The 25,723-nt window shown below is 70.4% G+C and carries 22 protein-coding genes; 8 read left to right on the forward strand and 14 right to left on the reverse strand.

Annotation, left to right across the window (positions count from 1 at the left end; all coding sequences use genetic code 11):
• The first annotated feature begins 80 nt into the window (after nt 1–80).
• From codB to IOE58_RS12200, 3 genes are all read left to right on the forward strand, one after another.
• Nucleotides 81–1,379, forward strand: coding sequence for a cytosine permease (gene codB / locus IOE58_RS12190; RefSeq protein WP_348981976.1), 1,299 nt, complete (start codon nt 81–83; stop codon nt 1,377–1,379).
• The gene (gene codA, locus IOE58_RS12195; RefSeq protein ID WP_193866651.1) at nt 1,376–2,626 is read left to right on the forward strand and encodes a cytosine deaminase; all 1,251 of its coding nucleotides are present in this window, start codon (nt 1,376–1,378) and stop codon (nt 2,624–2,626) included. The genes codB and codA overlap by 4 nt, the downstream gene beginning before the upstream one ends.
• 109 nt (nt 2,627–2,735) lie before the next feature.
• Complete coding sequence (locus IOE58_RS12200; RefSeq protein ID WP_193866652.1) at nt 2,736–3,593, forward strand: formyltetrahydrofolate deformylase; 858 nt, start codon at nt 2,736–2,738, stop codon at nt 3,591–3,593.
• A gap of 92 nt (nt 3,594–3,685) precedes the next feature.
• Here IOE58_RS12200 and IOE58_RS12205 read toward each other — a convergent pair whose 3' ends face one another.
• The 4 genes from IOE58_RS12205 to IOE58_RS12220 form a co-directional block, all read right to left on the reverse strand.
• On the reverse strand, nt 3,686–4,624 hold the full coding sequence (locus IOE58_RS12205) for an SDR family oxidoreductase (protein WP_228019973.1): 939 nt from the start codon (nt 4,622–4,624) through the stop codon (nt 3,686–3,688).
• An 89-nt stretch (nt 4,625–4,713) separates the two neighbouring features.
• Nucleotides 4,714–5,625, reverse strand: coding sequence for a carbohydrate ABC transporter permease (locus IOE58_RS12210; protein ID WP_193866653.1), 912 nt, complete (start codon nt 5,623–5,625; stop codon nt 4,714–4,716).
• The gene (locus IOE58_RS12215; protein ID WP_193866654.1) at nt 5,622–6,581 is read right to left on the reverse strand and encodes a carbohydrate ABC transporter permease; all 960 of its coding nucleotides are present in this window, start codon (nt 6,579–6,581) and stop codon (nt 5,622–5,624) included. The genes IOE58_RS12210 and IOE58_RS12215 overlap by 4 nt, the downstream gene beginning before the upstream one ends.
• Nucleotides 6,578–7,969 carry an extracellular solute-binding protein gene (locus IOE58_RS12220; protein WP_193866655.1) on the reverse strand — a complete coding sequence of 464 codons (1,392 nt, stop codon included), beginning with the start codon at nt 7,967–7,969 and terminating at the stop codon, nt 6,578–6,580. The genes IOE58_RS12215 and IOE58_RS12220 overlap by 4 nt, the downstream gene beginning before the upstream one ends.
• A 531-nt stretch (nt 7,970–8,500) precedes the next feature.
• Here IOE58_RS12220 and IOE58_RS12225 point away from each other — a divergent pair.
• The gene (locus IOE58_RS12225; RefSeq protein WP_228019976.1) at nt 8,501–9,874 is read left to right on the forward strand and encodes a tetratricopeptide repeat protein; all 1,374 of its coding nucleotides are present in this window, start codon (nt 8,501–8,503) and stop codon (nt 9,872–9,874) included.
• A 43-nt stretch (nt 9,875–9,917) separates the two neighbouring features.
• On the opposite strand, the gene IOE58_RS12230 is transcribed toward IOE58_RS12225, so the two are convergent.
• From IOE58_RS12230 to IOE58_RS12275, 10 genes are all read right to left on the reverse strand, one after another.
• Nucleotides 9,918–10,484 (reverse strand): hypothetical protein, encoded by a 567-nt coding sequence (locus IOE58_RS12230; RefSeq protein WP_348981977.1) that lies wholly within the window; start codon nt 10,482–10,484, stop codon nt 9,918–9,920.
• Between the two features lie 41 nt (nt 10,485–10,525).
• A complete protein-coding gene (locus IOE58_RS12235; RefSeq protein ID WP_193866657.1) occupies nt 10,526–10,999 on the reverse strand; it encodes an NUDIX hydrolase in 474 nt (157 codons plus the stop codon).
• Nucleotide 11,000: 1 nt separating this feature from the next.
• Nucleotides 11,001–11,291 carry a hypothetical protein gene (locus IOE58_RS12240; protein WP_193866658.1) on the reverse strand — a complete coding sequence of 97 codons (291 nt, stop codon included), beginning with the start codon at nt 11,289–11,291 and terminating at the stop codon, nt 11,001–11,003.
• Nucleotides 11,291–11,461, reverse strand: a complete 171-nt coding sequence (locus IOE58_RS12245) for a hypothetical protein (RefSeq protein WP_193866659.1) — start codon at nt 11,459–11,461, stop codon at nt 11,291–11,293. The genes IOE58_RS12240 and IOE58_RS12245 overlap by 1 nt, the downstream gene beginning before the upstream one ends.
• 20 nt (nt 11,462–11,481) lie before the next feature.
• Nucleotides 11,482–13,731 carry a bifunctional cytidylate kinase/GTPase Der gene (der, locus tag IOE58_RS12250; protein ID WP_193866660.1) on the reverse strand — a complete coding sequence of 750 codons (2,250 nt, stop codon included), beginning with the start codon at nt 13,729–13,731 and terminating at the stop codon, nt 11,482–11,484.
• Between the two features lie 20 nt (nt 13,732–13,751).
• Nucleotides 13,752–14,870, reverse strand: coding sequence for a prephenate dehydrogenase (locus IOE58_RS12255; RefSeq protein ID WP_193866661.1), 1,119 nt, complete (start codon nt 14,868–14,870; stop codon nt 13,752–13,754).
• Nucleotides 14,870–15,796, reverse strand: coding sequence for a pseudouridine synthase (locus IOE58_RS12260; RefSeq protein ID WP_193866662.1), 927 nt, complete (start codon nt 15,794–15,796; stop codon nt 14,870–14,872). The genes IOE58_RS12255 and IOE58_RS12260 overlap by 1 nt, the downstream gene beginning before the upstream one ends.
• Before the next feature lie 11 nt (nt 15,797–15,807).
• Entirely contained in the window at nt 15,808–16,680 is an 873-nt protein-coding gene (locus tag IOE58_RS12265; protein WP_431831707.1) for a ParA family protein, read from the reverse strand.
• Between the two features lie 70 nt (nt 16,681–16,750).
• Nucleotides 16,751–17,743, reverse strand: a complete 993-nt coding sequence (locus tag IOE58_RS12270; RefSeq protein ID WP_193866663.1) for a tyrosine recombinase — start codon at nt 17,741–17,743, stop codon at nt 16,751–16,753.
• Nucleotides 17,744–17,756: 13 nt separating this feature from the next.
• Entirely contained in the window at nt 17,757–18,779 is a 1,023-nt protein-coding gene (locus IOE58_RS12275; RefSeq protein ID WP_348981978.1) for a heme o synthase, read from the reverse strand.
• A 270-nt stretch (nt 18,780–19,049) separates the two neighbouring features.
• Between IOE58_RS12275 and tkt the strand changes: the two genes are divergently transcribed.
• The 4 genes from tkt to pgl all read left to right on the forward strand — a co-directional run bounded on the left by tkt (nt 19,050) and on the right by pgl (nt 25,700).
• Entirely contained in the window at nt 19,050–21,149 is a 2,100-nt protein-coding gene (gene tkt, locus IOE58_RS12280; RefSeq protein ID WP_193866664.1) for a transketolase, read from the forward strand.
• A gap of 29 nt (nt 21,150–21,178) precedes the next feature.
• Nucleotides 21,179–22,300, forward strand: coding sequence for a transaldolase (gene tal, locus IOE58_RS12285; protein ID WP_193866665.1), 1,122 nt, complete (start codon nt 21,179–21,181; stop codon nt 22,298–22,300).
• A 125-nt stretch (nt 22,301–22,425) separates the two neighbouring features.
• Nucleotides 22,426–23,967 (forward strand): glucose-6-phosphate dehydrogenase, encoded by a 1,542-nt coding sequence (gene zwf / locus IOE58_RS12290; protein WP_193866666.1) that lies wholly within the window; start codon nt 22,426–22,428, stop codon nt 23,965–23,967.
• On the forward strand, nt 23,964–25,700 hold the full coding sequence (pgl, locus tag IOE58_RS12295; protein WP_193866667.1) for a 6-phosphogluconolactonase: 1,737 nt from the start codon (nt 23,964–23,966) through the stop codon (nt 25,698–25,700). The genes zwf and pgl overlap by 4 nt, the downstream gene beginning before the upstream one ends.
• Nucleotides 25,701–25,723 lie beyond the last annotated feature (23 nt).

Genomic DNA, 25,723 nt, shown 5'->3' on the forward strand with positions numbered 1-25,723 from the left:
TGCAGGTGTCCGTTCCGTCATCCCCGCGCTCCCATGCCGGAACGCCACCACCCTGGTCGCGGCGAGTCGTACAGTGCCCCGTGACGAACAGCGCCCCCACCGCCCCCACTGCGGACGCCCCTCCCCGAGGGGACCACGACTACTCCCTCGAACCCGTCCCCCTCAGTGCTCGACGCGGCTTCTGGGCGGTGGGCTTCGTGATGCTGGGGTTCACGTTCTTCTCAGCCAGCATGAGCGTCGGGGCCCGCCTGGGCAACGGGCTGGACCTCACCGGCTTCCTCGCCGCGACCACGATCGGCGGCCTGATCCTGGCGGCGTACACCGGGGCACTCGGCTACATCGGTGCACGCACCGGCATGAGCATGGACCTGCTGGCGCAGCGGGCCTTCGGTGTCACCGGGTCGCTGCTCCCCTCGGCGCTGATCGCCCTGACGCAGATGGGCTGGTTCGGTGTGGGGGTGGCCATGTTCGCCCTGCCCACCGGGGACCTGCTGGGCATCGGCCCGTGGCCGATCGTGATCATCGCCGGTGCGCTGATGACGGCGTCGGCCTACTACGGGATCCGGGCCATCGAGATCGTCAGCTTCGTGTCCGTGCCGCTGATCGCGGTGCTGGGCACCTATTCGATGATCACCGCCACCACCGACGGCGGGGGCCTGGCTGAGGTGTTCGCCGCCTCCTCCGGCATGCCGCTGGTGATGGGGATCGGCCTGGTGATGGGCTCCTTCGTCTCCGGTGGCACCGCCACGCCCAACTTCACGCGCTTCGCCCGCAGCCCCCGCATCGCCGTGATCACGACGGTGGTCGCCTTCCTGCTGGGCAACGCCCTGATGTTCGGTTTCGGAGCCGTGGGTGGAGCGTTCACCGGCCAGGAGGACATCTTCTACGTGATGATCGCGCAGGGGCTGGCCATCCCCGCCCTCATCGTGCTGGGTGCGAACATCTGGACCACCAACAACAACGCGCTGTACACCACCGGTCTCGGCTTCGCGAACGTCACCAAGATCGACAAGCGCCCCCTGGTGCTGGTGGCCGGTGCGGTGGGCACCCTGAGCGCGCTGTGGCTGTACGACAACTTCGTGGTGTGGCTGAACGTCCTGAACGCCACGCTGCCCCCGATCGGCGCGATCCTGATCGCGGACTTCCTGCGGCATCGTCGTGCCTACGTCGGCACCGCGGCCAAGCGGCCCGCACGCCGCGCGGGCCTGGCCTGGGGATCGGTGCTGGGCGTGGTGGTCGGGGGCCTGGTGGGCTGGTTCGTGCCCCTGGGCATCGCCTCCATCAACGCGATGGCCGTCGCGGTGGCGTGCTACCTGCTGGGGGACCTGCTCACCGGCCGGCCCGACGAGGCCGCTGCCCCTGAGAGACTGTCGGCATGAGCAACCCCAGCCTGCTGATCAAGGATCTGCGCATCGAGGACGCCGAGTCCACCAGCGACCTGCGGATCCGTGACGGCCGCATCGCCGCGATCGCCCCCCGTCTGGATCCGACCGACGGGGAGGAGATCGTCCACGGCGCCGGGCGACTCGCGCTGCCGCCGCTGATCGAGTCCCACGTGCATCTGGACTCCGCGCTCACCGCGGGCCAGCCCCGGTACAACGAGACCGGCACCCTGTTCGAGGGGATCGAGGTGTGGGGCGAGCGCAAGCGCGAGCTCACCGTGGAGGACGTCAAGGAGCGGGCCGGTCGCGCCATCCGCCAGCAGGCGGGGTTCGGCATCCAGTACGTGCGCAGCCACGTCGACGTCACCGATCCGGAGCTCACGGCCCTGCGGGCACTGTTGGAGCTGCGCGAGGAGCTGAGGGACACCATCACCCTGCAGCTGGTGGCGTTCCCACAGGAGGGCATCCTTTCCTTCCCCGATGGTCCCCAGCTGATGCGCAGGGCCGCCGAGATGGGCGTGGATGCCCTGGGCGCCATCCCCCACTTCGAGTTCACCCGCGAGTACGCCGTGGAGTCGTTGAACCTGGTGTGCGAGCTGGCCGCGGAGTTCGACCTGCTGGTGGACGTGCACTGCGACGAGATCGACGACGAGGCCTCCCGGGGCCTGGAGACCCTGGCCACCCGCGCCCTCGAGCTGGGCCTGCGGGACCGCGTCACCGCCAGCCACACCACCGCCATGCACTCCTACAACAACGCGTACGTGGTGCGCCTGATGCGGCTTCTCACCCTGAGCGGCATCAACATGGTCTCCAACCCGCTGGTGAACACGCATCTGCAGGGACGCACCGACACCTACCCCAAGCGCCGTGGAGTGACCAGGGTCAAGGAGCTCACCGAGGCCGGCATCAACGTCAGCTTCGGGCAGGACGACATCGTGGACCCGTGGAACCCCCTGGGCACCGGCAACCTTCGAGACGTGGTGCTGAACGGCCTGTACGTCACCCAGATGATGGGGCACGAGCAGATCCGCCGCTCCTACCGCTTCATCACCCACAATGCCGCCCGCACCCTCCACCTGGGCGAGGACTACGGCATCGACGTGGGCAGGCCGGCCAGCTTCGTGATCCTGGACGCCGCCGATTGGCAGGAGGCGCTCAGCTGGAACGCCGGGCTCATCGCCTCCTACCGTGAGGGGCGCCTGATCGCTCGGGGCACCCCGGCCACCCGCGAGATCCTGTTCTGAGTCGGCGGACCCGTCGCGGCAGGGGGCACCCGCCCTCGGCCGTTCCCTGCGCGCACCCGGACTGCGGACGCCACCGCGCCGGTGCTCCGGTAGTTCCTACACTGCTCGGATGAGCAGCCCCAGCCATCATCTCGTCCTGACCCTGGTGTGCCACGACCGGCCCGGCATCGTCCATGCCGTCACCGGTGCGGTGGTGGCCACCGGTGGCAACATCACGGAGTCCCAGCAGTTCGCGAGCGCGTCGACGGGCCGCTTCTACATGCGCCTGCAGATCGACACCCCCGCTGCGCCGGAGCAGTTCGAGCTGGAGCTGCAGCCTGTTATCGATCGTTACGACATCGAGCATGTGCTCGACGTCGCCGGCCGGCCGCTGCGCACCCTGCTGCTGGCCTCGACCGCGAAGCACTGCGTGAGCGACCTGCTGTTCCAGGTGGACGCCGGGAACCTCGCCCTGGAGGTACCGCTGATCCTCGCCAACCACGACACTCTGGCCCCCCTGGCCGGTTTCTACGGGGTGCCGTTCGAGCATCTGCCCATCAAGGGGTCGGAGCAGAAGGCCGCGTTCGAGGCACGGGTGCTGGAGGCAGTGGAGGAGCACGACATCGAACTGGTGGTGCTCGCTCGGTACATGCAGATCCTCTCCCCCGAGCTGTGCGAGGCGCTGTCCGGGCGGTGCATCAACATCCACCACTCCTTCCTGCCCGGTTTCAAGGGCGCCAACCCCTACCGGCAGGCGCACGCCCGCGGCGTGAAGCAGATCGGTGCCACAGCCCACTTCGTCACCAGCGACCTGGACGAGGGGCCGATCATCGAGCAGAACGTGACGCGTGTGGACCACCCCCGCACACCGGCAGAGCTCACGGCGATCGGTCAGGACACCGAGTGCCGCACCCTGCGCCAGGCCGTGGGATGGTTCGCGCAGTCGCGTGTGCTGCTCGACGGCGCCCGCACCGTCGTCTTCCCCTGAGGATGTGACGGGCGCGTCACGGCCCTGCGCCCCCCCAGGCGAAGCGCCCGCCGACCCTCACGGGCCGACGGGCGCACAGCTCGAGCGGTTCCTCAGAAGACGGGGCGGCCCCCGGTCACGCCCAGCACGGTCCCGGAGACGTAGCTGGCCTCCGCGGGGCTGGCCAGGAACACGAAGGCCCCGGCCACCTCGGACGGCTGGCCTGCCCGGCCCAGGGGCGTGTTGCCGCCGAACTCGGTGTAGTCGTCCGGGGTGCGGGTGGCCACGTTCAGCGGGGTCCAGATGGGCCCCGGGGCCACAGCGTTGACGCGCACGCCCTTCTCGCCGAGGTCCGCAGCGAGGTTCACGGTGACGTTGGTGATCGCCGCCTTGGTGGCGGCATAGTCCATCAGCGGCACCGAGGGGTCGTAGGACTGGATCGAGGTGCAGTTGATGACCGAGCCGCCGGGCTTCAGGTGCTTCGCGGCCTCCTGGGTGATCCAGAACAGTGCCTCGAGGTTGGTGGTCAGCGTGCGGTGCAGGCGTGCGGAGTCGATGCCCTCGATGCCCTTGGGCTCGGCCCGGCCCCACTGGAAGCCGGCGTTGTTGACGAGGATGTCGAGCCGGCCGAACTTCTCCACCGTGTCGGTGACCAGGGAGCGGGCCAGCTGTTCGTCCTGGATGTCGCCGGGCAGCAGCAGGGCGCGGCGACCGGCCTTCTCGATCCAGCGACGGGTCTCCTCGGCATCCTCCTGCTCCTCGGGCAGGTAGGAGATCGCCACGTCGGCGCCCTCGCGGGCGTACGCGATCGCGACGGCGCGGCCGATGCCGGAGTCACCACCGGTGACGAGGGCGGCAAGGCCCTCCAGGCGGCCGTGTCCCACGTAGGACTCCTCGCCGTGGTCGGGCACCGGCTGCATCGGGGCGGTGAGCCCCGGGGGCTGCTGGTCCTGGGAGGGGAAGTGCGGCTGGCCGTCCTTGGTGCCGAGCTCGTGCGCGTGCTCGGCCACCTGCGGGCTCAGGGTGCTCTCGGCGTTCTTCTGCTGGTTCATGCTGGCTCCTTCATCGAGGACGGGATGCGTCCACGGTAGTCAGCAGGTGCCTGCTGGTCACCAGATGGGAGCGAACGAACGGTCGGGATTCAGCCCTTCACTCCGCCGGCGGCGGCGAAGCCCTGACCCAGGGTGCGCCCCATGAACAGGTACAGCACCACCACCGGGATGGAGTAGAAGATCGAGAACGCCGCCAGCTGCCCGTAGGCCACCTGCCCGTACTGGGAGGAGAACGTGTACAGGGTCACCGCGGCCGGCAGGTTCTCCGGGCTCAGCAGCAGCATGAACGGGACGAAGAAGTTCCCCCACATGCCAACGAAGGTGAAGATCGTGGCCACGGCCAGACCGGACTTCATCAGCGGCAGCACGATGGACCACAGGGTGCGGTACACGCCGGCGCCCTCCGTCCAGCCGGACTCCTCGATCTCGATGGGCACGGAGTCCATGAACCCCTTGGTGAGGAAGATGGCGTACGGCAGTGCGCTGGCACCCAGGAACAGGATCGCCCCGAACATCGAGTCGATCAGGTTCACCCGCACGAACAGGGCGTACACCGGGATCATGATCGCGGTGATCGGCAGCCCGGTGGAGAAGATGATCGTCAGCAGCAGGGGCCGCTTGGCCCGGAACCGGTATCGCGAGAGCGGGTAGGCGCACAGCACCGCGGCGATCATGGTGACCAGGGTGGCGCCCCCGCAAAGCAGCAGGGAGTTCCACAGGGGCCGGAACGTGGTCTCCTCGTTCCATATCGCCTTGTAGTTGTCCAGGCTCCACCGGGAGGGCCATTGCACGGACAGGGTGGCCTCGGTGTCGAAGGAGGCCAGCACCACCCACAACAGGGGGATCAGGAAGGCCAGGCCGATCACGATCATCGCGATGCTGCTGGCGGTGGAGGCCATCCGCTCCCGCGGTCCCTTGCCGGAGCTGCGGGGGCGCAGGGGGCTGCCGGACTCCTCCTCGGTGCGGTCCACGGCGGTCCCGGAGCTGGTCGTGGCGGTCATTTCTTGTCCTCCTCCGGCAGCAGGCGCAGGTACAGCAAGGAAGCGGCTGCGCCGATGAGCAGAAGCAGCAGGGCAACGGCGGTGCCGTAGCCCAGCTGGCCGTACGAGAACGCCTGCTCGTACATGTACAGCGGCAGCGTCTGGCTGCGCTGGGCGGGGCCACCGCCGGTCATGATGAAGATGAGGCCGAAGACCGAGAGGGTCTGCAGCGTGATCAGCATCAGGTTGGTGGCGATGGCGGGGCGCAGGATCGGGACGGTCACCGACCAGAAGCGGCGCATCGGGCCGGCACCGTCGATCGCTGCGGATTCGTACACGTCACTGGGCACCGAGCTCAGCGCCGCGGAGTACACCAGCATCGAGAACGCGGCACCGCGCCACACGTTGGCGAACGACACCGCCAGGATGGGCAGGCTGAACAGAAGGTCCTGCGGGGGCAGGCCGACGGCCGTGATGATCGTGTTGAGGCTGCCCTCGTCGGCGAAGAACGTGTACAGCAGGTAGCCGGCGACCACCTCGGGCAGGATCCAGGCGGCGATCACGATCGAGGTGACGATGAAGGTGACGACCCTGTTGGCGCGCTCCATCAGCAGGGCCAGCACCATGCCCAGGATGTTCTGCCCGATCACGGCGGAGACGATCGTGAAAACCAGGGTCAGACCCACCGAGTTCCAGAAGGCGCCGTCGGTGAAGGCATCGATGAAGTTGTCGAAGCCCACGAAGGAGGTCTGTGCGGCGCCGTCCCCGCGGATGGCGTTGTCGGTGAAGGCCAGGTACACCGAGTACACGATCGGCCCCAGCATGAACGCCACCAGCAGCAGCAGTGCCGGGATCATCGGCACCGAGCGTGTGAGGGTGAGGCGATCCCCGATGCCGCTGCGGGAGCGGTGGGGTCGTTGCTCGTCGCCCCGCTGGGCGGGGGTGCCCCGATCAGGGGCGGTCGCGACAATGCTCATGCCGATTCCTCCTGCACCTCGTCCTCACCGACGATGTCGGTGAGCTCGGCGTCGTACTCGGCCGCGGCCTGTTCCGGGGTGGAGCTGAAGGTCATCACCATCTCCATGGCCTGCTGGATCGCCGAGGACACCTCGGGGTAGGCCGGCAGTGCGGGGCGGTAGTAGGCGGTGCCCAGCAGTCCGGTGAAGAACTCCGCGGTGGGCGAGTAGGGGCGGTACTCCTGCACCTCGGCGACGTCCTCGCGCACCGTGATGTGGTTGTCCGCGATCGCCCTTTTGACGGCGTTGTCCGTGGTCATCAGGGCTTCTAGGAAGGAGAAGCTGATCTGCGGGTCGCTGGCGTACTGCGGGATCGCCCAGCTCCAGCCGCCGGCCAGGGTGGTGAAGCCGTCGCCGCCGCCGTCCTGGGTGGGCATACGGGTGATACCCATGGTCTCGGTCCACTCCGGCCACGGGTTCGGCGCGCCCTCGGTCCAGTTCTGGGAGATCCAGGAGCCGTCGATGATGAAGCCCAGCTTCCCGTCGGGGATGATCTGCGTGTAGATCGTCTCCCCGATGTTCGGGTCCAGGTGCTGGGAGATGGAGAGGGTCAGCTTCTCCTCGAACACCGTGCGCAGGAACTCCAGGGAGTCCACGAAACCCTGCGAGCCGGTGACCCACTTCCGGGCCTCCTCGTCGTACAGGCGCGACTCGGTGCCGTACAGCAGCATCTCGAAGCCCTGCATGGCGGCCTTCTCGCCCTGGGACTTGCCGGAGAAGATGAACATGGGGGCCACCTCCGGCAGGGCCTCCTTGATAGTGCGGGCCGTCTCGAGGATCTCCTCCCAGCTGGTGGGCTGCCAGTCCTCGGGCAGGCCGGCATCGGCGAAGACTCCCTTGTGGTACCAGATGCCACGGGTGTCGGTATGGGTGGGGATCGCGTAGATGCTGCCGTCCTCGGCGGTGACCGCCTCGCGCGAGGCCTCGGCGGTGTCCTCCCAGTGCTCCCACTCGGGGGCGAACTGGTCGATCGGCTGCAGGTACCCGGCGCCCACGTCGGACAGCAGGATGAAGGTGTCCTCGTAGACCAGGTCCGGGCTGGTGCGGGGGGAGCTCATCAGCAGCTCGTTCTTGGTGAAGTAGTCGTTCTCGGAGGCCACGATGGGCACCAGCTCGATGGTGCGGTCCGGGTGCTCCTGCGTGTAGCTCTCGGCGGTGCGGTTGATCCAGTCCTCCATCAGCGTGCCTGATCCGAACTGCTGGTACGCCACGCGGATGGTGCTGGGGTCGCGGTCACCTCCGCTGCAGCCGGCCAGTGCCGCCAGCGGCAGCACGGTCGCCGCACCCGCGGTGTAGCGCAGGAATGTGCGCCGGTCGGTGCCGCGCGGTTGTGGGGAAGGGGATGCCACGGGGACCTCCTCGTCGTCGGCTCGGTCCGCGGCCCTGGGGCAGCGGGCCGGCGGGTGTCCCAGGCTACACGCAGATGTGGCGGAGGTCTCACCCCGGCATGGCACCGCTTGCTACGGTCGGCAACATGTACCCGCGAGTGACAGACCCCACACACGAGTACCCCTTCGCCCTCGGCTCGTCCCGCCGCGAGGCCTCCACCGCCGATCCCGAAGCCGCCCTCTGGTTCGATCGCGGCCTGATCTGGACGTACTCCTTCAACCACGAGGAGGCGTACGGCTGCTTCGTGCGAGCGACCGAGGCGGACCCCGGCTTCGCTCTGGCGCACTGGGGCGCCGCCTACGTCCTCGGCCCCAACTACAACAAGCCCTGGGAGGACTTCGACCCGGAGGACCTCGCTCGCTGCCTCGTCCACGCGGCCGAGCACAGCCGCCGCGCGCTCGAACTGATCGAGACCGCCCCGCCGGTCGAGCAGGCGATCATCCGCGCGCTCCCCCACCGCTTCCCCTCGGCCACCCGCCCACTGTCGAGGGATGGCAGGAGCAGTGGGTGCTCGGTACGCGGAGGCCTGCCGCGAGCTGCAGGCCTCCTATCCGCAGGATCTGGACGTGGTGGCGATACTGGTGGACGCGCTGCTGGGGGTGCGGCCCTGGCAGCTGTGGGACCTGCGCACCGGGGATCCCGTGGAGGGTGTGCCCACCCTGGAGGCGAAGGAGCACATCGAGCAGGCGCTCGCTGTGCCCGAGGCACGGCGGCACCCCGGTCTGCTGCACTTCGCGGTGCATCTGATGGAGATGTCCCCCACCCCGGAATCGGCCCTGTGGGTGGCGGACTGGTCGCGGCAGGTGGTGCCCGACGGCGGGCACCTCGTGCACATGCCCACGCACATCGACGTGCTGTGCGGCGACTACCGACGCGTCATCGAGACCAACGAGCTCGCTGTCGAGGCTGACGAGCGCTACCTCGCCGAGCGCGGCCCGCTCAACTTCTACAGCCTGTACCGCGCCCACAACCTCCACTTCGTGATGTACGGGGCGATGTTCCTGGGGCAGAGCGAGGTGGCGGTCGACGCGGGGCGGCGACTGGAGGCGACGCTTCCCCCGGAGCTGCTGCGGGTCCAGTCCCCGCCGATGGCGGATTGGCTCGAGGGGTTCTTCCCGATGACGATGCACGCGCTGATCCGCTTCGGCCGCTGGCAGGAGATCATCGACGAGCCGTTGCCGGAGGACCAGCAGCTGTTCTGCACCACCACCGCGGTGATGCACTACGCCAAGGGAGTGGCCCACGCGGCGCTCGGGGACGTCGACCAGGCCCGTGCGCAGCGGGAGCTCTTCCGCGCCGCGGTCGAGCGAGTGCCCGCCTCGCGCACGGTCTTCAACAACACCTGCCAGGACATCCTGCAGGTCGCCTCCGCGATGCTCGACGGGGAGATCGACTACCGCGCCGGGGAGGTCGAGTCGGCCTTCGCCCACCTGCGTCGCAGCGTCGAGCTCGACGATGCCCTCCCCTACGACGAGCCGTGGTCATGGATGCAGCCCACCCGGCACGCCCTGGCGGCGCTGCTGATGGAGCAGGACCGCCTCGAGGAGGCCGAGCAGGTCTATCGGGAGGACCTGGGGTACGAGCCGACCATCCCGCGCGCGAACCTGCATCCGGACAACGTGTGGAGCCTGCACGGCTACCACGAATGCCTCACCCGCCTGGGGAAGCACGAGCTGGCCTCCGTGGTGGGGCGGCGCCTGGGGATTGTGCGGGCCCAGGCGGACGTCCCTGTGACTGCCTCGTGCGCGTGCCGTCTCAGCGCCATGGGCGAGGCAGCGGTGGCAGCGGCGGGGCCACTGCCGCTGGGGTTCGGGACACCCACCGGGGAGGGTGCCGGATCCGAGGAGAGCGGCTGCTGCCATTGACCCCGGATCAGAGCCTCTTCTGGCTGTGAGGCGGAGTGCGGTCTCAGCCGATCCCCTGCAGCCGCGCGGCGTCGGCGTAGGTGGCGGTGGCGGGCACATCCGCCATCTCGAACCACCAGCGGGCGTGCGGCACCAGGCGCACGTCCTGCCAGGGCACCTCGAAACCGGGATCGCGCCACAGGGTCAGGGCCACCTCCTGGCGACGCCCGGCGGCCACCAGCGCCAGACGGCGCAGCTGGGCTGCGGAGTGGGTCCCGGCCCGGCACGCGGCCGGGATGGCCACGGTGTCGTCGAAGGGCAGGGGCCAGATGGTCTCCCCCCAGTGCAGTGCGGCCGAGGCGCCGTTCCCAGCCACCACTGCGGGGAATCGCAGGTCCTGCGGGACCACCTGGCTGCGCGGGGCGGGCTGCCCGTGCTGGAGCACTGCGGGCTCCACCCAGGCGCCGGGCAGCACCACCCGACCGTCGACGGACACTTCGACCAGGAGGGCGTCGGCGAACGGCTGCAGTGGGACCGCCAGTCCACCGGCCCGCGTCAGATCTCGCCGCGGCACCGCCAGCAGCCGGATCAGGGCCTGGTCCCCGCGGGGTGTCCCCAGGGGCAGCGCCACGGTCGTCCCGGGAGTCGGCGCGCCTGCCGCAGCTGCCGGCGTCACTGTCGGAACCTCGCCTCGAGCTCACCGGAGAGTGCGGTGGCGATCTGCTCACGGAAACGGGCGTTCAGCGGAGGCAGGTCATCGAGCCGGAACCAGCGCGCCTCGGTGTTCTCGTCGTCGGCGGGGTGGGGATCACCGGCGATGTGCTCGGCCAGGAAGCATAGATCCAGGTAGATGGCGCGATCGCCGTTGTCGTACGTGATCTCCGGCAGGGTTCGAACGTCCACCAGGCGCACCATGCGGGTCTCGACCCCGGCCTCCTCGCGCGCTTCCCTGGCGGCAGCGGAGGCGGGCTCCTCCCCCGGATCGATGATGCCGGTGACGGGGGTCCAGGCCCCGTTGTCGGCCCTGCGCACCAGCAGCACCCGGTCCTGATCTGCATCCGTCACGATCGCGGTCACGCCGCTCATCCACAGCGGTGCGGTGCCGATGTGCCTGCGCAGTTCCAGCACGAACTCAGGAGTGGGCATCTCAGGCGCCGAAGATGAACGGCAGGAATGCGGCACCCATGATCAGGACGAACACCACGATGTACAGCAGGATCGCCAGGATCGCGAGGCCCGCGAGGATCGCCGCGGAGATCCATCCGTACCGGTTCATGCGCCGGGCGGAGTCGATGTCGGTGTCCATCTGGGTGAGGGCGATGATCCCGAAGATCGAGGGGATCATCCCTCCGCACATGAGGCCGACCACGATCAGGATGATCGCGTTGGTCTGGACGGAACCGCGATCCAGTGAGGCCTGCGCGGGCTGGTAGGTCATCACTTCCCCGGGGGTTCAGCGGTGCTGTCAGTCGACGAGGGGTCGACCGGCTGAGCGTAGGGATCCGACGCCGAGGGCTGACCCGGCTGACCGTAGGGATCCGACGCCGAGGACTGGCCGTAGGGGTCGTTGCTCTGGTTCCAGGAGCCGTTGTCACCGGGGTTGCTCATGGGGCCACCCTACTGGCTGTTTAGCGCTTGCGCTTCTCTCGGATCCGCACGCCGATGACGATGGGCGAACCGGTGAACTCGAAGTCCTCGCGCAGACGCCGTTCGATGAATCTGCGGTACCCGTGCTCCAGGAAGCCGGAGGCGAAGATGACGAACCGTGGCGGGCGGGTGCGGGCCTGCGTGGCGAACAGGATCCGGGGCTGCTTCCCTCCCCGCAGGGGGTGCGGGTGGGCCGCCACCAGGGTTCCCAGGAACGCGTTGAGCCGGCCCGTGGGGATGCGGGTGTCCCAGGAGTCCAGCGCCGTCTCCAGCGCGGGGACCAGGCGATCCGCGTGGCGGCCGGTGAGGGCCGAGAGGTTCACGCGCGGTGCCCAGGCCACGTGCGCGAGGTCCCGCTCGATCTCCCGCTCGAGCTGCGTGCGGCGCTCCTCGTCCAGCAGGTCCCACTTGTTGAAGGCCAGCACCAGCGCCCGGCCGGACTCCAGCACCATGTCGATGATCTTGAGGTCCTGGGTGGAGATGGGCTCGGATGCCTCCAGCAGCACCACCGCCACCTCTGCCCGGTCCAGAGCGGCGCGGGTGCGCAGCGAGGCGTAGTAGTCAGCTCCCTGGGACTGCAGCGCCCGCCGACGGATCCCGGCGGTGTCCACGAACGTCCACTCCCGGCCGCCCAGGGTGATCTTCTCGTCCACGGGGTCGCGGGTGGTGCCGGCCACGTCGTCCACCACCACGCGGGTCTCCCCCGCCAGGCGGTTCAGCAGGGAGGACTTGCCCACGTTGGGGCGCCCGACCAGTGCGACCCGGCGGGGACCGTGGTCCACGGGCTGCCCGCGGCCCTCCAGGGGCAGCACGGCCAGCACCGCGTCCAGCAGGTCCCCGGAGCCCCGCCCGTGCAGGGCCGAGACCGGGTACGGCTCCCCCATCCCCAGGTTCCACAGCGCTGCGGCCTCCAGCTCGCCGCGCTGGTCGTCGACCTTGTTGGCCACCAGCACCACAGGTCGCTCGGTGCGCCGCAGCACCTTCAGCATCTGCTCGTCGGTGGTGGTGATTCCCACGTTGGCGTCCACCACGAACATGACCACGTCCGCCAGTTCGACGGCGATCTCGGCCTGCTGGGCCACGGACAGGGCGATGCCCTCGACCTTCTCCTCCCAGCCGCCGGTGTCCACCAGCCAGAAGTCGCGCCCAGCCCATTCGGCCTCGTAGAACACCCGGTCCCGGGTCACGCCGGGCACGTCCTCGACCACGGCCTCCCGACGCCCCAGGATGCGGTTGACCAGGGTGGACTTGCCGACGTTAGGGCGGCCCACCACGGCCACCACGGGCAGGTTGCGCGAGGGGGTGCCGGCAGGGAGCTCCTCCTCGCCGGCGTCCAGCAGGGCGAGGTCCTCCTCGTCCAGCTCGAAGTCCTGCAGGCCCGCGCGCAGCGCCGTGGCGATGTCCTCGTCGGAGGGGCTTGAGCGGTGACCGTGCGGATCGGTGCTCCCGGCGCCCCCGCGAGCCGCCTCGGCCTCGGCGGCTGATTCGCCCCGGGCGCCGGACACAGCGGCGGCCTCCGCGCGGGCGGCCTGCTGCTCCTCGACCCGGTCCACCAGGGCCAGGATCCGCACCACCACGTCATCGATGCCGAGGCCGGTGGTGTCGATGGAGGTGACGCCGTCGGCGGCGGTGAAGAACTCGGAGACGGTGGCGTCGTCGCGGTCGCGGCGCAGCACCTGGTCGCTCATGCGCGCACGGGTCTCCTCGGTCTCGTCCAAGGAGAGCTCGGCGGCACGACGTCGCATGCGCTCGTCCTCGCTCGCCGAGAGCAGCACCCGTACATCGGCATCGGGGGCGACCACGGTGGTGATGTCGCGGCCCTCGGCCACGCAACTGCCGCGCTCGGCGGCGGTGGCCAGCATCAGCTCCCGCTGCCGGCGCTGCAGGATCGCGCGCACCAGGGTGTTGGTGGCCACGGCGCTCACCTGGGTGGAGATGCGCTCGGTGCGTATCTCGCCGGTGATGTCGGTGCCGGCCACCACCACGGTGGCTCCGGCCGGGTCGGTGCCCAGCTCCAGCTCGAGCGTCTCGGCCACGGCGGCGACGGCTTCGCGGTCGGCGAGGTCCACGCCGCCCTCCAGGCAGGCCCAGGCCACGGCGCGATACATGGCGCCGGTGTCCAGGATGCCTCCCTCGAGGACCTCGGCCACCCGGCGGGACACCGTGGACTTGCCGGAACCGGCCGGGCCGTCGATGGCGATGGTCACGCCGGAAGAAGTGCTCGTCTGCATCCGTTCAGGATACGGCTCGCTCAGCCCTCGGCCACGGTCCAGCCCCGCTCGGCGAGCTCCCGGGTGAGCAGGTCCTCACGGGCCGCCGCCACGGCCAGGTGCGCGAGACCCACCCGCTGCCCCAGGGTGTGCTCCAGCCGCAGGTCCTCCAGGTTCACGCCGATGTCACCGATCTCGGTGAGCAGACGGGCCAGCTCCCCGGGGCGGTCGGGCACCAGCACGGTGAGCGTGCCGAAGTCGTCCCCGGCCCCGCCGTGCTTGCCGGGGATGCGGCGCACCCCGCGGTTGCCGTCGGCCACCAGGTCCGCGAGCGCCCGCCGGGAGCCGATGGCGGGATCCGGATCCCCCGCCAGGGACTCGAGCGCGCCGATCACCCCGTCGAGCCGATCCCTGGCGCTGCCCAGCACCTGGGCCACGGCCTGGGCGTTGGCGCCGAGGATCTCGACCCACAGGCGGGGATCGGAATCCGCGATGCGCGTGGTGTCGCGCAGGCCCTGTCCGGCCAGTGCCAGGGCGTTCTCCGTGGGCGAGAGCAGCGTGGTCGCCAGCAGGCTGGAGAGCACCTGGGGGACATGGGAGACGTGGGCGACGGCCAGATCGTGCGCGGCCGCATCCATCACGACCGGCACCGAGCCCAGCTCGGTGGCCAGGCCCTTCATGGCCGTGGTGGCCTCGGGCCGGGTGGTCTCGTGCGGAACGATCACGAAAGGGCGGCCGCGGAACAGGTCGCCGCGCGCGGCGATCACGCCGGAGACCTCGCGCCCGGCCATCGGGTGGGTGCCGATGTAGCGGGTGAGCTGCTCGGTGCCCACGAGCGGCCGCAGGGCCTCCAGCACCGTCGCCTTGACGCTGGCCACATCGGCCACCAGTGCCTCGGGCCAGGTCCGCAGTGCCCGGGCGGTCACCTCGGCGGTGACGTCCGGTGGGGCCGCCACCAGCACCAGGGCGGGGTCCGGATCGGCCTCGGTGGCACGGGTGCCGACGCCGAGCTCGACGGCCAGTGCGGTGGTGCCCGGGGAGACGTCCTCCACCTGCACGCTCACGCCGGCGCGGCCGAGGGCCATGCCCAGCGATCCGCCGATCAGTCCGGTGCCGATGATCCTCACGGGCGAGGGAACCAGGGTGGTCACCGGGCTCATCACAGGCCCACTTCCGCCATCAGGGTTCCCAGCTCGCGGTCGGTGAGCTCACGCATCTGCCCCGGCGCCAGGTCCCCCAGCAGCACCGGTCCGATGCGGGTGCGCACCAACCGGGTGAGCTCGAAGCCCTGGGAGGCGAACATGCGGCGCACGATGCGGTTGCGGCCCTCGTGGAGCGTCACCTCGACGACGGCTTCGCGGCCGTCCTGGGCGAGCACGCGCGCCTTGTCGGCGCGGGCGGGGCCGTCCTCCAGCTCCACGCCGTCGCGCAGGCTGCGCACCAGGGACCGCGGCGGCCCTCCGGGAGCGTGGAAGCGGCACACGTAGGTCTTCTCGATCTCGAAGCTGGGATGGGTGAGGCGGTGGGCGAGCTCGCCGTCGTTGGTCAGCAGCAGCAGCCCCTCGGTCTCGTAGTCCAGACGGCCCACGTGGTACAGCCGCTGGGAGTACTGGTCGGCGAACTCGCTGAGGTCCCGGCGGCCCTCCGGGTCGCTCATCGCCGAGACCACCTTGCGGGGCTTGTGCAGCACCACGGTGGTCTTGCCCTCGTCCAGCTGGAGCCGCCTGCCGTCCACATGGACGACCTGCCGGGCGGGATCGATGCGCACGCCCTGGGTGTGCACCGTCTTGCCGTCCACCGTGACCCGGCCGGAGGAGATCAGCGCCTCGCAGGCGCGACGGGAACCGAATCCGGCGCGGGCCAGTACCTTCTGCAGCCGTTCGCCGTCCTGGGCGTACTGGGCCGGCGGGGCATCGGCCGGGGTGTCGTCGGCGCCGCTGCGCGTCGACTGCGCAGCGCTCCCGGCGCGCGGGCGCCCCTGGTCATCGCGCAGGCGCACGGCGCGGGGCGGGGTGAAGGCGCTGCGGCGGCGCGAGCCCGAGGCGGGCGCACCGCGACGGGAGGACGACGAGGGGCGATTAGCCATCGCTGGCGCGCTCAGGCCGCGGCGCCGCGGGAGATCAGCTCGCGGGCGAGCTGGCGGTAGGCGTCGGCCCCCTTGGTGGAGGAGGCGTAGGAGATGATCGGCTCGGCCGCCACGGAGGCGTCGGGGAACTTCACGGTGCGGGTGATGGTGGTGTGGAAGACCTTGTCGGGGAAGGCCTCGACCACCCGCTGGCACACCTCGCGGGAGTGCAGCGTGCGGGGATCGAACATGGTGATGAGGATCCCGTCGACCTCGAGGCGGGGGTTGATGCGGTCCTGGACCTTCTCGATGGTCTCCACCAGCAGGGCGACACCGCGCAGCGCGAAGTACTCCGCCTCCAGCGGGATGATCACGCCGTGGCTGGCGGCCAGTGCGTTGATGGTGAGCAGGCCCAGGGAGGGCTGGCAGTCGATGATGATGACGTCGTACTCGTCCGCGACCGGGCGGAGCACGCGAGCCAGCGCCATCTCGCGCGCCACCTCGTTGACCAGCTGCACCTCGGCGGCGGAGAGGTCGATGTTGGCCGGCAGCACGTCGAGGTTCTCGGTGTCGGTGGTGTGGATGACCTCGCGGATGTCGTGGCTGCGGTCCATCAGCAGGTTGTAGACGGTGACGTCGAGGTCGAAGGAGTTGATCCCGGTGCCGGCGCTGAGGGCGCCCTGCGGATCCAGGTCCACCAGCAGCACCTTGCGGCCCAGCTCCGCGAGCGCGGCGCCCAGGTTGATCACACTGGTGGTCTTCCCGACCCCGCCCTTCTGGTTCACCATCGAGATGATGCGAGCAGGTCCGTGGCCGTCCAGGGGCTCTGGCTGCGGCAGCTCGGGCATCGGCCGGCCGGTGGGGCCGAGATCGATGTCGAGCTGCTGGTTCGCGGTCGGGCTCACTGTGGCTGTTCCTGTCGTCGAGCGGTCGTCTGCTGCGGGTCGGAACCCGGGTGATGCCGGGCCAGTCTACTCACGGACCCGCGGAACCGGACGGCGCTCCGGGGGGCTCAGCGCGGCCGCCGCTACGGCGGGCGCGGGGGTGGGCCGTGGCGTGGATCTCGCGCAGTGAATCCACGGTCACCTGGGTGTACAGCTGGGTGGTGGTCACCGAGGCGTGGCCCAGCAGCTCCTGCACGGCGCGCACGTCGGCCCCACCGTGCAGCAGGTGGGTCGCATAGGAGTGCCTCAGCGTGTGGGGGCTGATCTGCTCGTCCAGCTCGGCATCGCGTGCAGCGCGCTGCACCACCTGCCATGCGGCCTGACGGGTCAGCCGGGTGCCACGGGAGCCCAGGAACACGGCGGGGGTGCCGCGGCCCCGGGAGGCGAGGGCGGGCCTGCCGCGCGTGAGGTAGGCGTCCAGCGCCTCCAGCGCGTACCGGCCCACGGGGACCGTGCGGTGCTTGTCCCCCTTGCCGCGCAGCAGCACGGAGCGCTGCTCGCGGTCCACGTCGTCCACGTCCAGTCCGGTGGCCTCGGAGATACGGGCACCGATGCCGTACAGCAGTTCCAGGAGGGCCCGGTCGCGCAGGGCCCTCTCGGTGGCGAGCCGGCCGGTGCCGGGGCGTCCGGCTGCCTCCAGCAGGCGCAGCACCTGGTCGATGGGCAGAGGGTGCGGGAGCCTGCTGGGCCGCGCCGGTGCGGGCATAAGCCGGGTGGGATCGCCGGCGGTGGAGACCCGTTCGGAGTCCAGGAAGCCGTGCAGTCCGCGAACAGCGGCCAGGGAGCGGGCTGCGCTGGCCGCCGACAGCGCCGTCCCCCCGTCGGCCCCGGATCGTAGGGCCTGCAGCCACTCGGACAGCTGGCCGGGCTGCACCGCGAGCGGGTCGATGCCCCGCGATTCCAGGTGCGCGAGGTACCGGGTGAGGTCGCGCCGGTAGGCGGCCACCGTGTTGGCGGCCAGCCCGCGCTCGATGCGCAGGTGGCTCAGGTACTGCTCGAGGATCCGGCGATCGCCGTCCCTCACCGCCGGCCGTCCCTCACAGGTGGACGAACGGGTCGATCGCCAGCGCGATGAACAGCAGCGAGAGGTAGGTGATGGAGGCGTGGAACACCTTCATGGGGGCGAGCTTCTTGCCGCTGGCGCCGTTGCGGACGCGGTGGGCGTAGCGCAGCACCAGGAAGCCGAACCAACCGCCCAGCAGCACGGCGCTGACGCCGTACACCCAGCCGGTGTGGCCCAGCGGGATGATCGCCAGGCTGGCCAGGACCATCAGCGCGGTGTGCATGACCATCTGGCCGGCCACCGTGGAGCGGGAGGCCACCACCGGCAGCATCGGCACCCCCGCCTCGGCGTAGTCCTTGGAGAACTTCTCGGCCAGCGGCCAGTAGTGCGGAGGGGTCCAGAAGAAGATCACGGCGAACAGCAGCACCGCGGTCCAGGAGACGGACCCGGTCACGGCGGACCAGCCGATCAGCACCGGCATGCAGCCGGCCACCCCGCCCCACACGATGTTCTGGCTGGTGCGGCGCTTGAGGATCATCGTGTAGAACACGACGTACAGCAGGATCGCGGCCAGGGCCAGGGCCGCGGACATCCAGTTCACCAGCACGCCCAGCCACACGGTCGAGACGATCGAGAGGACGATCCCGAAGATCAGGCCGTGGCGCGGTGCGATCTCACCGGTGACCAGCGGCCGGTTGCGGGTGCGCTTCATCTGCGCGTCGATGTCCCGGTCCAGGTACATGTTCAGCGCGTTGGCACCGCCGGCGGCGAGGTAGCCGCCCACCACGGTGGCCAGGATCAGCCACGGCGAGGGGAACCCGCCCGCGGCCAGGAACATGGTGGGGATGGTGGTGATCAGCAGCAGCTCGATGATCCGCGGCTTGGTCAGCGCCACATACGCCCGGACCACGGAGGCCGCCGAGCGATCAGGCCTATCAGCGCGAACCGTCCCGTTGTCGCCACCGGTGGGGCCACCCCGGCCGTCGCGGCGCGAGCGGGCCTCGCCCTCGTGCTGGTTCCCGCCCCGGATCGGAGACGTGCCCTGGGTGGCGGTCACCGCCCACCGTCCTTCCTCGTGGTCCCGGCTGCTGGTCCCGTTCGATGGTCCCGCCGGAGTGCGTTCTTGCCAGTGTATGCGGTGCGCCGCGCAGGCACCTGGATGCGGACGGGTGAGACCGCGCACCCGGGCGGTCCGGCAACTACGGGCACCCCGTGGCGTCGCCGTCGCACGCGACTAGGCTAGGAGGGTGTGCCGCGCCCCTCGCTCGCGGCAGTCGACCTGAGCGGCCCCCCACCGGGCACCGCTCCCCCGACGAAAGGAATCCCCGTGACGGACACGTGCAAGGCACCCGAGGGCTGGACCGAGCTCGACCGACGCGCGGTGGACACCGCCCGCATCCTCGCCGCCGACGCGGTCGAGAAGGTGGGCAACGGCCACCCCGGCACCGCCATGAGCCTGGCCCCGGCCGCCTACCTGCTGTACCAGGACGTCATGCGGCACGACCCGGCGGACACCCGCTGGCTGGGCCGCGACAAGTTCGTGCTCTCCGCCGGCCACTCGAGCCTGACCCAGTACATCCAGCTGTACCTGGGCGGCTTCGGCCTGGAGCTGGAGGACATCAAGGCGCTTCGCACCTACGAGTCCAAGACCCCGGGCCACCCGGAGTACCACCACACCGACGGCATCGAGACCACCACCGGCCCGCTGGGCCAGGGCATCGCCACCGCCGTCGGCATGGCGATGGCGCAGCGCCGCGAGCGCGGCCTGTTCGACCCGGACGCCGGGCCCGGGCAGAGCCCCTTCGACCACTTCGTGTACGTGATCGCTTCCGACGGCGACATGCAGGAGGGCATCTCCAACGAGGCCTCCTCCCTGGCCGGCACCCAGCAGCTGGGCAACCTGATCGTGCTGTGGGACGACAACGACATCTCCATCGAGGGCCACACCGACATCGCCTTCACGGAGGACACCGCCGCCCGCTACGAGGCGCTCGGCTGGCACGTGCAGACGGTCGACTGGACGAACGGCGGCACCGAGTACGTCGAGGATGTCGCTGCCCTGAAGCACGCGATCGAGGAGGCGCAGAAGGTCACCGACAAGCCCTCCTTCATCGACCTGCGCACCATCATCGGCTGGCCCACCCCCGGCCTGAAGGGCTCCCACAAGGTGCACGGCGCGAAGCTGGGCGGCGAGGCCGTCGCCGCCGTGAAGGAGCTGCTGGGCTTCGACCCCGAGCAGGACTTCGAGGTGGGCGAGGACGTCCTGGCCCGCACCCGCGAGCTGGTCGAGCGGGGCGCCGAGCAGCGCCGCCGGTGGGAGGAGAGCCTGAAGGACTGGCGCGAGGCCAACCCCGAGCGCGCCGAGCTCTTCGACCGACTGAGCAAGCAGGAGCTGCCCGAGGGCTGGGCCGAGGCCGTGCCCGCCTTCCAGGCGGACGAGAAGGGCGTGGCCACCCGCGCCGCCTCCGGCACCATCCTCTCGGCCCTGGCCGACGTGCTTCCGGAGCTGTGGGGCGGCTCGGCCGACCTGGCCGGCTCGAACAACACCACCATGGACGGTGAGCCGTCCTTCATCCCCGAGGAGCACTCCACGGAGGAGTTCACCGGCACCCCCTACGGCCGCACCCTGCACTTCGGCATCCGCGAGCACGCCATGGGCGCGATCCTCTCGGGCATCACCATCGGTGGCCTCACGCGCGCCTACGGCGGCACCTTCCTGCAGTTCTCGGACTACATGCGGGCATCGGTGCGCCTGGCCTCGCTGATGGGGGTGCCCAGCATCTACGTGTGGACCCACGACTCCATCGGACTGGGCGAGGACGGACCCACCCACCAGCCGGTCGAGCATCTCGCCGCGCTGCGCGCCATCCCCGGCCTGAGCATCGTGCGGCCGGCCGACGCCAACGAGACCGCTGCTGCGTGGAAGGCCACGCTCGAGCACCGCGACGGCCCGGTGGGCCTGATCCTCACCCGTCAGGCCGTGCCCACCTTCGATCGCGAGGAGTACGCCGGTGCGGAGAACCTCTCGCGCGGTGCCTACGTGATGAAGGACGCCTCGGACGGCGAGCCGCAGGTGATCCTGCTGGCGACCGGCTCGGAGGTGCAGATCGCGGCCGAGGCCCAGAAGCAGCTGGAGGCCGACGGCGTTCCCACCCGTCTGGTGTCGGTTCCGTCGTTCGAGTGGTTCGACGCGCAGGACGAGTCCTACCGCGAGTCCGTCCTGCCCACGGGCGTGCTCGCCCGCGTATCGGTCGAGGCCGGCATCGCGATGCCCTGGTTCCGCTACCTCGGTGACGCCGGCCGCGCCGTCTCGGTGGAGACCTACGGCGCCTCCGCCTCCCACACGGTGATGTTCGAGAAGTACGGCATGACCACGCAGGCGGTCGTCGCGGCCGCCCGCGAGTCCCTGGCCGCCGCGCAGTCCTGACGGCCCCCGAGAGCCCTGAGGAGAGCATGATGAACGATCAGCAGCAGAACCCGCGCACGCAGTCCCTCAGCGAGGCCGGCGTGTCCATCTGGCTCGACGACCTCTCGCGGCAGGCGATGACCTCCGGCGACCTCGCCGAGCTCATCGCCACCCGGAACGTCGTGGGTGTGACCACCAATCCGTCGATCTTCCAGTCGGCGATAGCCGGGGTGTCCGTGTACGACGAGGACATCGCGCGCCTCGCCGGTGAGGGCAAGGACGTGGAGGCCGTGGTGGAGGCTGTCACCACCGACGACGTCCGCTCCGCGTGCGATCTGCTCCAGGAGCTGTACGAGTCCACCGACGGCTACGACGGCCGTGTCTCCATCGGGGTGGCCCCCCGCCTCGCCCACGAGACCGAGGCCACGATCGAGCAGGCCGAGCGCCTGCACGGGATCGTGGGTCGCGAGAACGTGATGATCAAGATCCCCGCCACCGAGGCGGGACTGCCAGCCATCACCGCCACGCTGGCCAAGGGCATCAGCGTCAACGTCACGCTGATCTTCTCGGTGGCCCGCTACCTCGAGGTGATCGAGGCGTACCTCAGCGGCCTCGAGCAGGCCGCCGAGAACGGGCACGACCTCTCCCGCATCCACTCCGTGGCCTCCTTCTTCGTCTCCCGCGTGGACACGGAGATCGACAAGCGCCTGGAGGACCTGGGCGGGGAGGCCGCGGTGATGCGCGGTTCCGCCGGTGTGGCCAACGCGCAGGCGGCCTTCGGGGAGTACCTCGAGGCCTTCGGCTCCGAGCGCTTCGCCGCGCTGAAGGCCAAGGGCGCCAACGTGCAGCGGCCCCTGTGGGCCTCCACCGGCGTGAAGAACCCCGAGTACCCCGACACCCTCTACGTGGACTCCCTGGTGGCCGATCCCTGCGTGAACACCATGCCGGGCACGACCCTGGATGCCGTCGCGGACCACTCCGAGCCGGGCGCACCCCTGTCGGCCGAGTCGGCCGAGAGCGCCGAGCAGGTGCTGGAGAGGATCGCGGATGCCGGGGTGGACCTGGCCGACGTGTTCGCCCTGTTGGAGCGCGAGGGCGTCGACAAGTTCGAGAAGTCCTGGGAGGAGCTGCTCAGCACCGTGTCGGCGACGATCGACGACACCCGTGGCTGACCCCACCCGCCGCGGGGGCGGGCCGCCGATCCTGTCGGCTCGCCCTCGCGCGGTCCCCGGGGGCCACCCCGCCCGTGGCCCGACGGGCCGCCCTGCCGTGGCCCCGATGCTGAAAGGACCCTTCTGTGACCGACTCCCCTGATCCCTCGCTGGGCAATCCGCTGCGCGATCCGCGCGACCGGCGGCTCCCGCTGATCGCCGGGCCCAGCTCGATGGTGATGTTCGGCGTCACCGGTGACCTGGCGCGCAAGAAGCTGCTGCCGGCGATCTACGACCTCACCCACCGCGGACTGCTGCCGCCCAGCTTCGGACTGGTGGGCTTCGGCCGCCGCGACTGGACGGACGAGGACTTCCAGGAGTACGTCCGCACGAGCGTCTCCGAGCACGCCCGCACCCCGTTCACCGACAGTGTGTTCGAGCAGCTGCGGGGCGGCCTGCGCTTCGTCACCGGCGAGTTCGACGACAAGGCCGCCTTCGACCGGCTCACCGAGGTGGTCTCCGAGCTGGACGCCACCCGTGGCACCGGTGGCAACCACGCCTTCTACCTGTCGATCCCCCCGAGCGCCTTCCCTCAGGTGTGCTCGCAGCTGGCCGATTCGGGCCTGAACACGCCCCGGGACGGCTCATGGCGCCGCGTGGTGATCGAGAAGCCCTTCGGGCACGACCTCGAATCGGCCCGCGAGCTCAACGACGTGGTGGAGAAGGTGTTCCGCCCGGAGGACGTCTTCCGCATCGACCACTACCTGGGCAAGGAGACGGTGCAGAACATCCTGGCGCTGCGGTTCGCCAACCAGATGTTCGAGCCCGTGTGGAACGCCACGTACGTGGACCACGTGCAGATCACCATGGCCGAGGACATCGGCATCGGCTCCCGCGCCGGCTACTACGACGGCATCGGCACCGCCCGGGACGTGATCCAGAACCACCTGCTGCAGCTGCTGGCGCTGACGGCCATGGAGGAGCCGGTCTCCTTCCGCGCCTCGGACCTGCGCGCGGAGAAGGAGAAGGTGCTCTCCGCGGTGGAGCTGCCGGAGGACCTCGCCGCGCACACCGCCCGAGGACAGTACGTGGGCGGCTGGCAGGGCGGGGAGGAGGTGGCCTCCTACCTCGAGGAGGACGGCATCCCCGCCGACTCCACCACCGAGACCTTCGCCGCGATCCGCCTGGACATCGCCACCCGTCGGTGGGCCGGGGTGCCGTTCTACCTGCGGGCCGGCAAGCGGCTGGGTCGCCGGGTCACGGAGATCGCGGTGATCCTCAAGCGTGCCCCGTTCCTGCCGTTCCGCTCCACCGACACCGCGGACCTGGGGCAGAACGCGATCGTGATCCGGGTGCAGCCCGACGAGGGCGTGACCATGCGCTTCGGCTCCAAGGTGCCCGGCACCCAGATGGAGGTGAGGGATGTGACCATGGACTTCGCCTACGGCATGAACTTCACCGAGGAGTCCCCGGAGGCGTACGAGCGGCTGATCCTGGACATGCTCCTGGGCGATCCGCCGCTGTTCCCCCGTCAGAAGGAGGTGGAGCTGAGCTGGAAGATCCTCGACCCCATCACCGAGTACTGGGCCGAGAACATGAAGCCCGCCCCCTACCGCCCCGGATCCTGGGGCCCCGACACCGCACACGAGATGCTCGCCCGTGACGGGCGCACCTGGAGGCGACCGTGATCACCACCCTGACCGACACCACCGCATCGGCCGTCGAGAAGAAGATGATGGAGATGCGGGAGACCTTCGGCGCCACCACCATCGGCCGGGTCCTCACCCTCATCATCGTCGCTACCGGCGAGGACGTCGACGGACCGGTCGAGGCCGCCGTGCACGCCAGTCACGAGCACCCCGCGCGCGTGATCGTGGTGGACACCGAGCCCGATGCCGACAGCAGCGGCCTGGACGCCGAGGTGCGGGTGGGCCGCGACGCCGGGGCCGGGGAGATCGTGATCCTGCGTGCCCGCGGAGAGATCCTGTACTCCCTGGACACCCTGATCATGCCGCTGCTGCTGCCGGACGCACCGATCGTCACCTGGTGGCCCGACGGCGCCCCCTCCTCCCCCGTCCACGACGTGCTGGGCTCGATGTCGCAGCGGCGCATCACCGATGCCGCCTCCTGTGAGGATCCGCTGGCCACCCTCAAGCGGCTGCGCCGCGGGTACGCCAGCGGCGACTCGGACCTCGCCTGGTCGCGGCTGACCAACTGGCGCGGTCTGGTGGCCAGCGTGTTCGAGATCCCCCCGGCCACCACGCCCTCGAGCATCCGTGTCGTGGGCCACGAGGAGGATCCCTCCGTCGTGCTGATGGCCGCCTGGCTCGAGCAGGCCCTGGACCTCGACGTCGAGATCACCGCCCCCGGCGTGGGCGAGGCCGACGGCTCCGGGGTGCTGGGTGTGCATCTCACCCGCGGCGACGGCACCATCTCCCTGGCGCGCACCCCGGGCAAGAACGGCGACGAGGATGCCATCGTGATGAGCCTGCCCGGCGATGAGTCCGGGCAGCACGTCACCCTGCCCCGCCGCTCGCTGAACGAGCTGCTGGCCGAGGAGCTGCGGCGCCTGGACCCGGACGAGGTGTACGGCGAGGTGCTCGCCCACGCCTTCAGCGGCATCGAGGACGCCGCCGTGTACGCCGGCGGCAAGCCCGATCCGCACGATCGCGTGCTCGCGGACGCCGATGCCGTCGCCGAGGCCGCCGCCGAGGATGCAGCCGGTCATCTCGCCGCGGCCCTCGCGGAGACGGGCACCGCCCACCTGGTGGTCACCGGCGGCAGCGTGGGCACCAGGGCCGCCGCGGCCCTGCCGAAGGCCCTGCAGGCCGCGGTGAAGAAGGCGGCCGACATCGAGGGGCTGCACGTGTGGTGGGGCGATGAGCGTTTCGTCGACCCCGAGTCCGAGGACCGCAACGAGAGGCAGGTGCGCGAAAGCCTGCTGGTGCCGCTGCTTGAGGCGGGGATGCCCGAGAAGAACGTGCATCCGATGCCCTCCCCCGCGGACGGCGTCTCCCGCGAGGAGGGAGCCGCCTGGTACGGGCAGCAGCTCGACCTGGCCGGCGGCGACCAGCCCTTCCGCACGCGCGGGCGTGCGTTCTTCGACGTGCTGTGGCTGGGCATGGGCCCCGATGGGCACGTGGCATCCCTGTTCCCGGAGCACCCCGATCAGCGCGAGACCGGTGCCAGCGCGGTGGGTGTGGACGACTCCCCCAAGCCTCCCGCCGAGCGCATCTCCCTCACCTGGCCGGTGCTGAACTCCGCGCGGCACGTGGGCTTCCTGGCGGCGGGGAAGGACAAGGCCGAGGCCGCGGCCCGCGCGCACGGGCAGATCGACCCGTGGATCACGCCCGCCTCAGCGGTGCGGGGGCTGGAGAGCACCGTGTGGTACCTCGATGAGGCCGCAGCGAAGGACCTCTGAGCGGGCCTCTCAGGAAGGCCTGG

The organism is Brachybacterium epidermidis (genome assembly GCF_015209585.1).
GTDB lineage: Bacteria > Actinomycetota > Actinomycetes > Actinomycetales > Dermabacteraceae > Brachybacterium > Brachybacterium epidermidis.

Coding starts and splice junctions, on each gene's coding strand:
- codA (WP_193866651.1), top strand. CDS start 1,376: ATGAGCAACCCCAGCCTGCTGATCAAGGATCTGCGCATCGAGGACGCC.
- IOE58_RS12200 (WP_193866652.1), top strand. CDS start 2,736: ATGAGCAGCCCCAGCCATCATCTCGTCCTGACCCTGGTGTGCCACGAC.
- IOE58_RS12205 (WP_228019973.1), bottom strand. CDS start 4,624: ATGAACCAGCAGAAGAACGCCGAGAGCACCCTGAGCCCGCAGGTGGCC.
- IOE58_RS12210 (WP_193866653.1), bottom strand. CDS start 5,625: ATGACCGCCACGACCAGCTCCGGGACCGCCGTGGACCGCACCGAGGAG.
- IOE58_RS12215 (WP_193866654.1), bottom strand. CDS start 6,581: ATGAGCATTGTCGCGACCGCCCCTGATCGGGGCACCCCCGCCCAGCGG.
- IOE58_RS12225 (WP_228019976.1), top strand. CDS start 8,501: ATGGCAGGAGCAGTGGGTGCTCGGTACGCGGAGGCCTGCCGCGAGCTG.
- IOE58_RS12235 (WP_193866657.1), bottom strand. CDS start 10,999: ATGCCCACTCCTGAGTTCGTGCTGGAACTGCGCAGGCACATCGGCACC.
- IOE58_RS12240 (WP_193866658.1), bottom strand. CDS start 11,291: ATGACCTACCAGCCCGCGCAGGCCTCACTGGATCGCGGTTCCGTCCAG.
- IOE58_RS12245 (WP_193866659.1), bottom strand. CDS start 11,461: ATGAGCAACCCCGGTGACAACGGCTCCTGGAACCAGAGCAACGACCCC.
- der (WP_193866660.1), bottom strand. CDS start 13,731: ATGCAGACGAGCACTTCTTCCGGCGTGACCATCGCCATCGACGGCCCG.
- IOE58_RS12255 (WP_193866661.1), bottom strand. CDS start 14,870: ATGAGCCCGGTGACCACCCTGGTTCCCTCGCCCGTGAGGATCATCGGC.
- IOE58_RS12260 (WP_193866662.1), bottom strand. CDS start 15,796: ATGGCTAATCGCCCCTCGTCGTCCTCCCGTCGCGGTGCGCCCGCCTCG.
- tal (WP_193866665.1), top strand. CDS start 21,179: ATGAACGATCAGCAGCAGAACCCGCGCACGCAGTCCCTCAGCGAGGCC.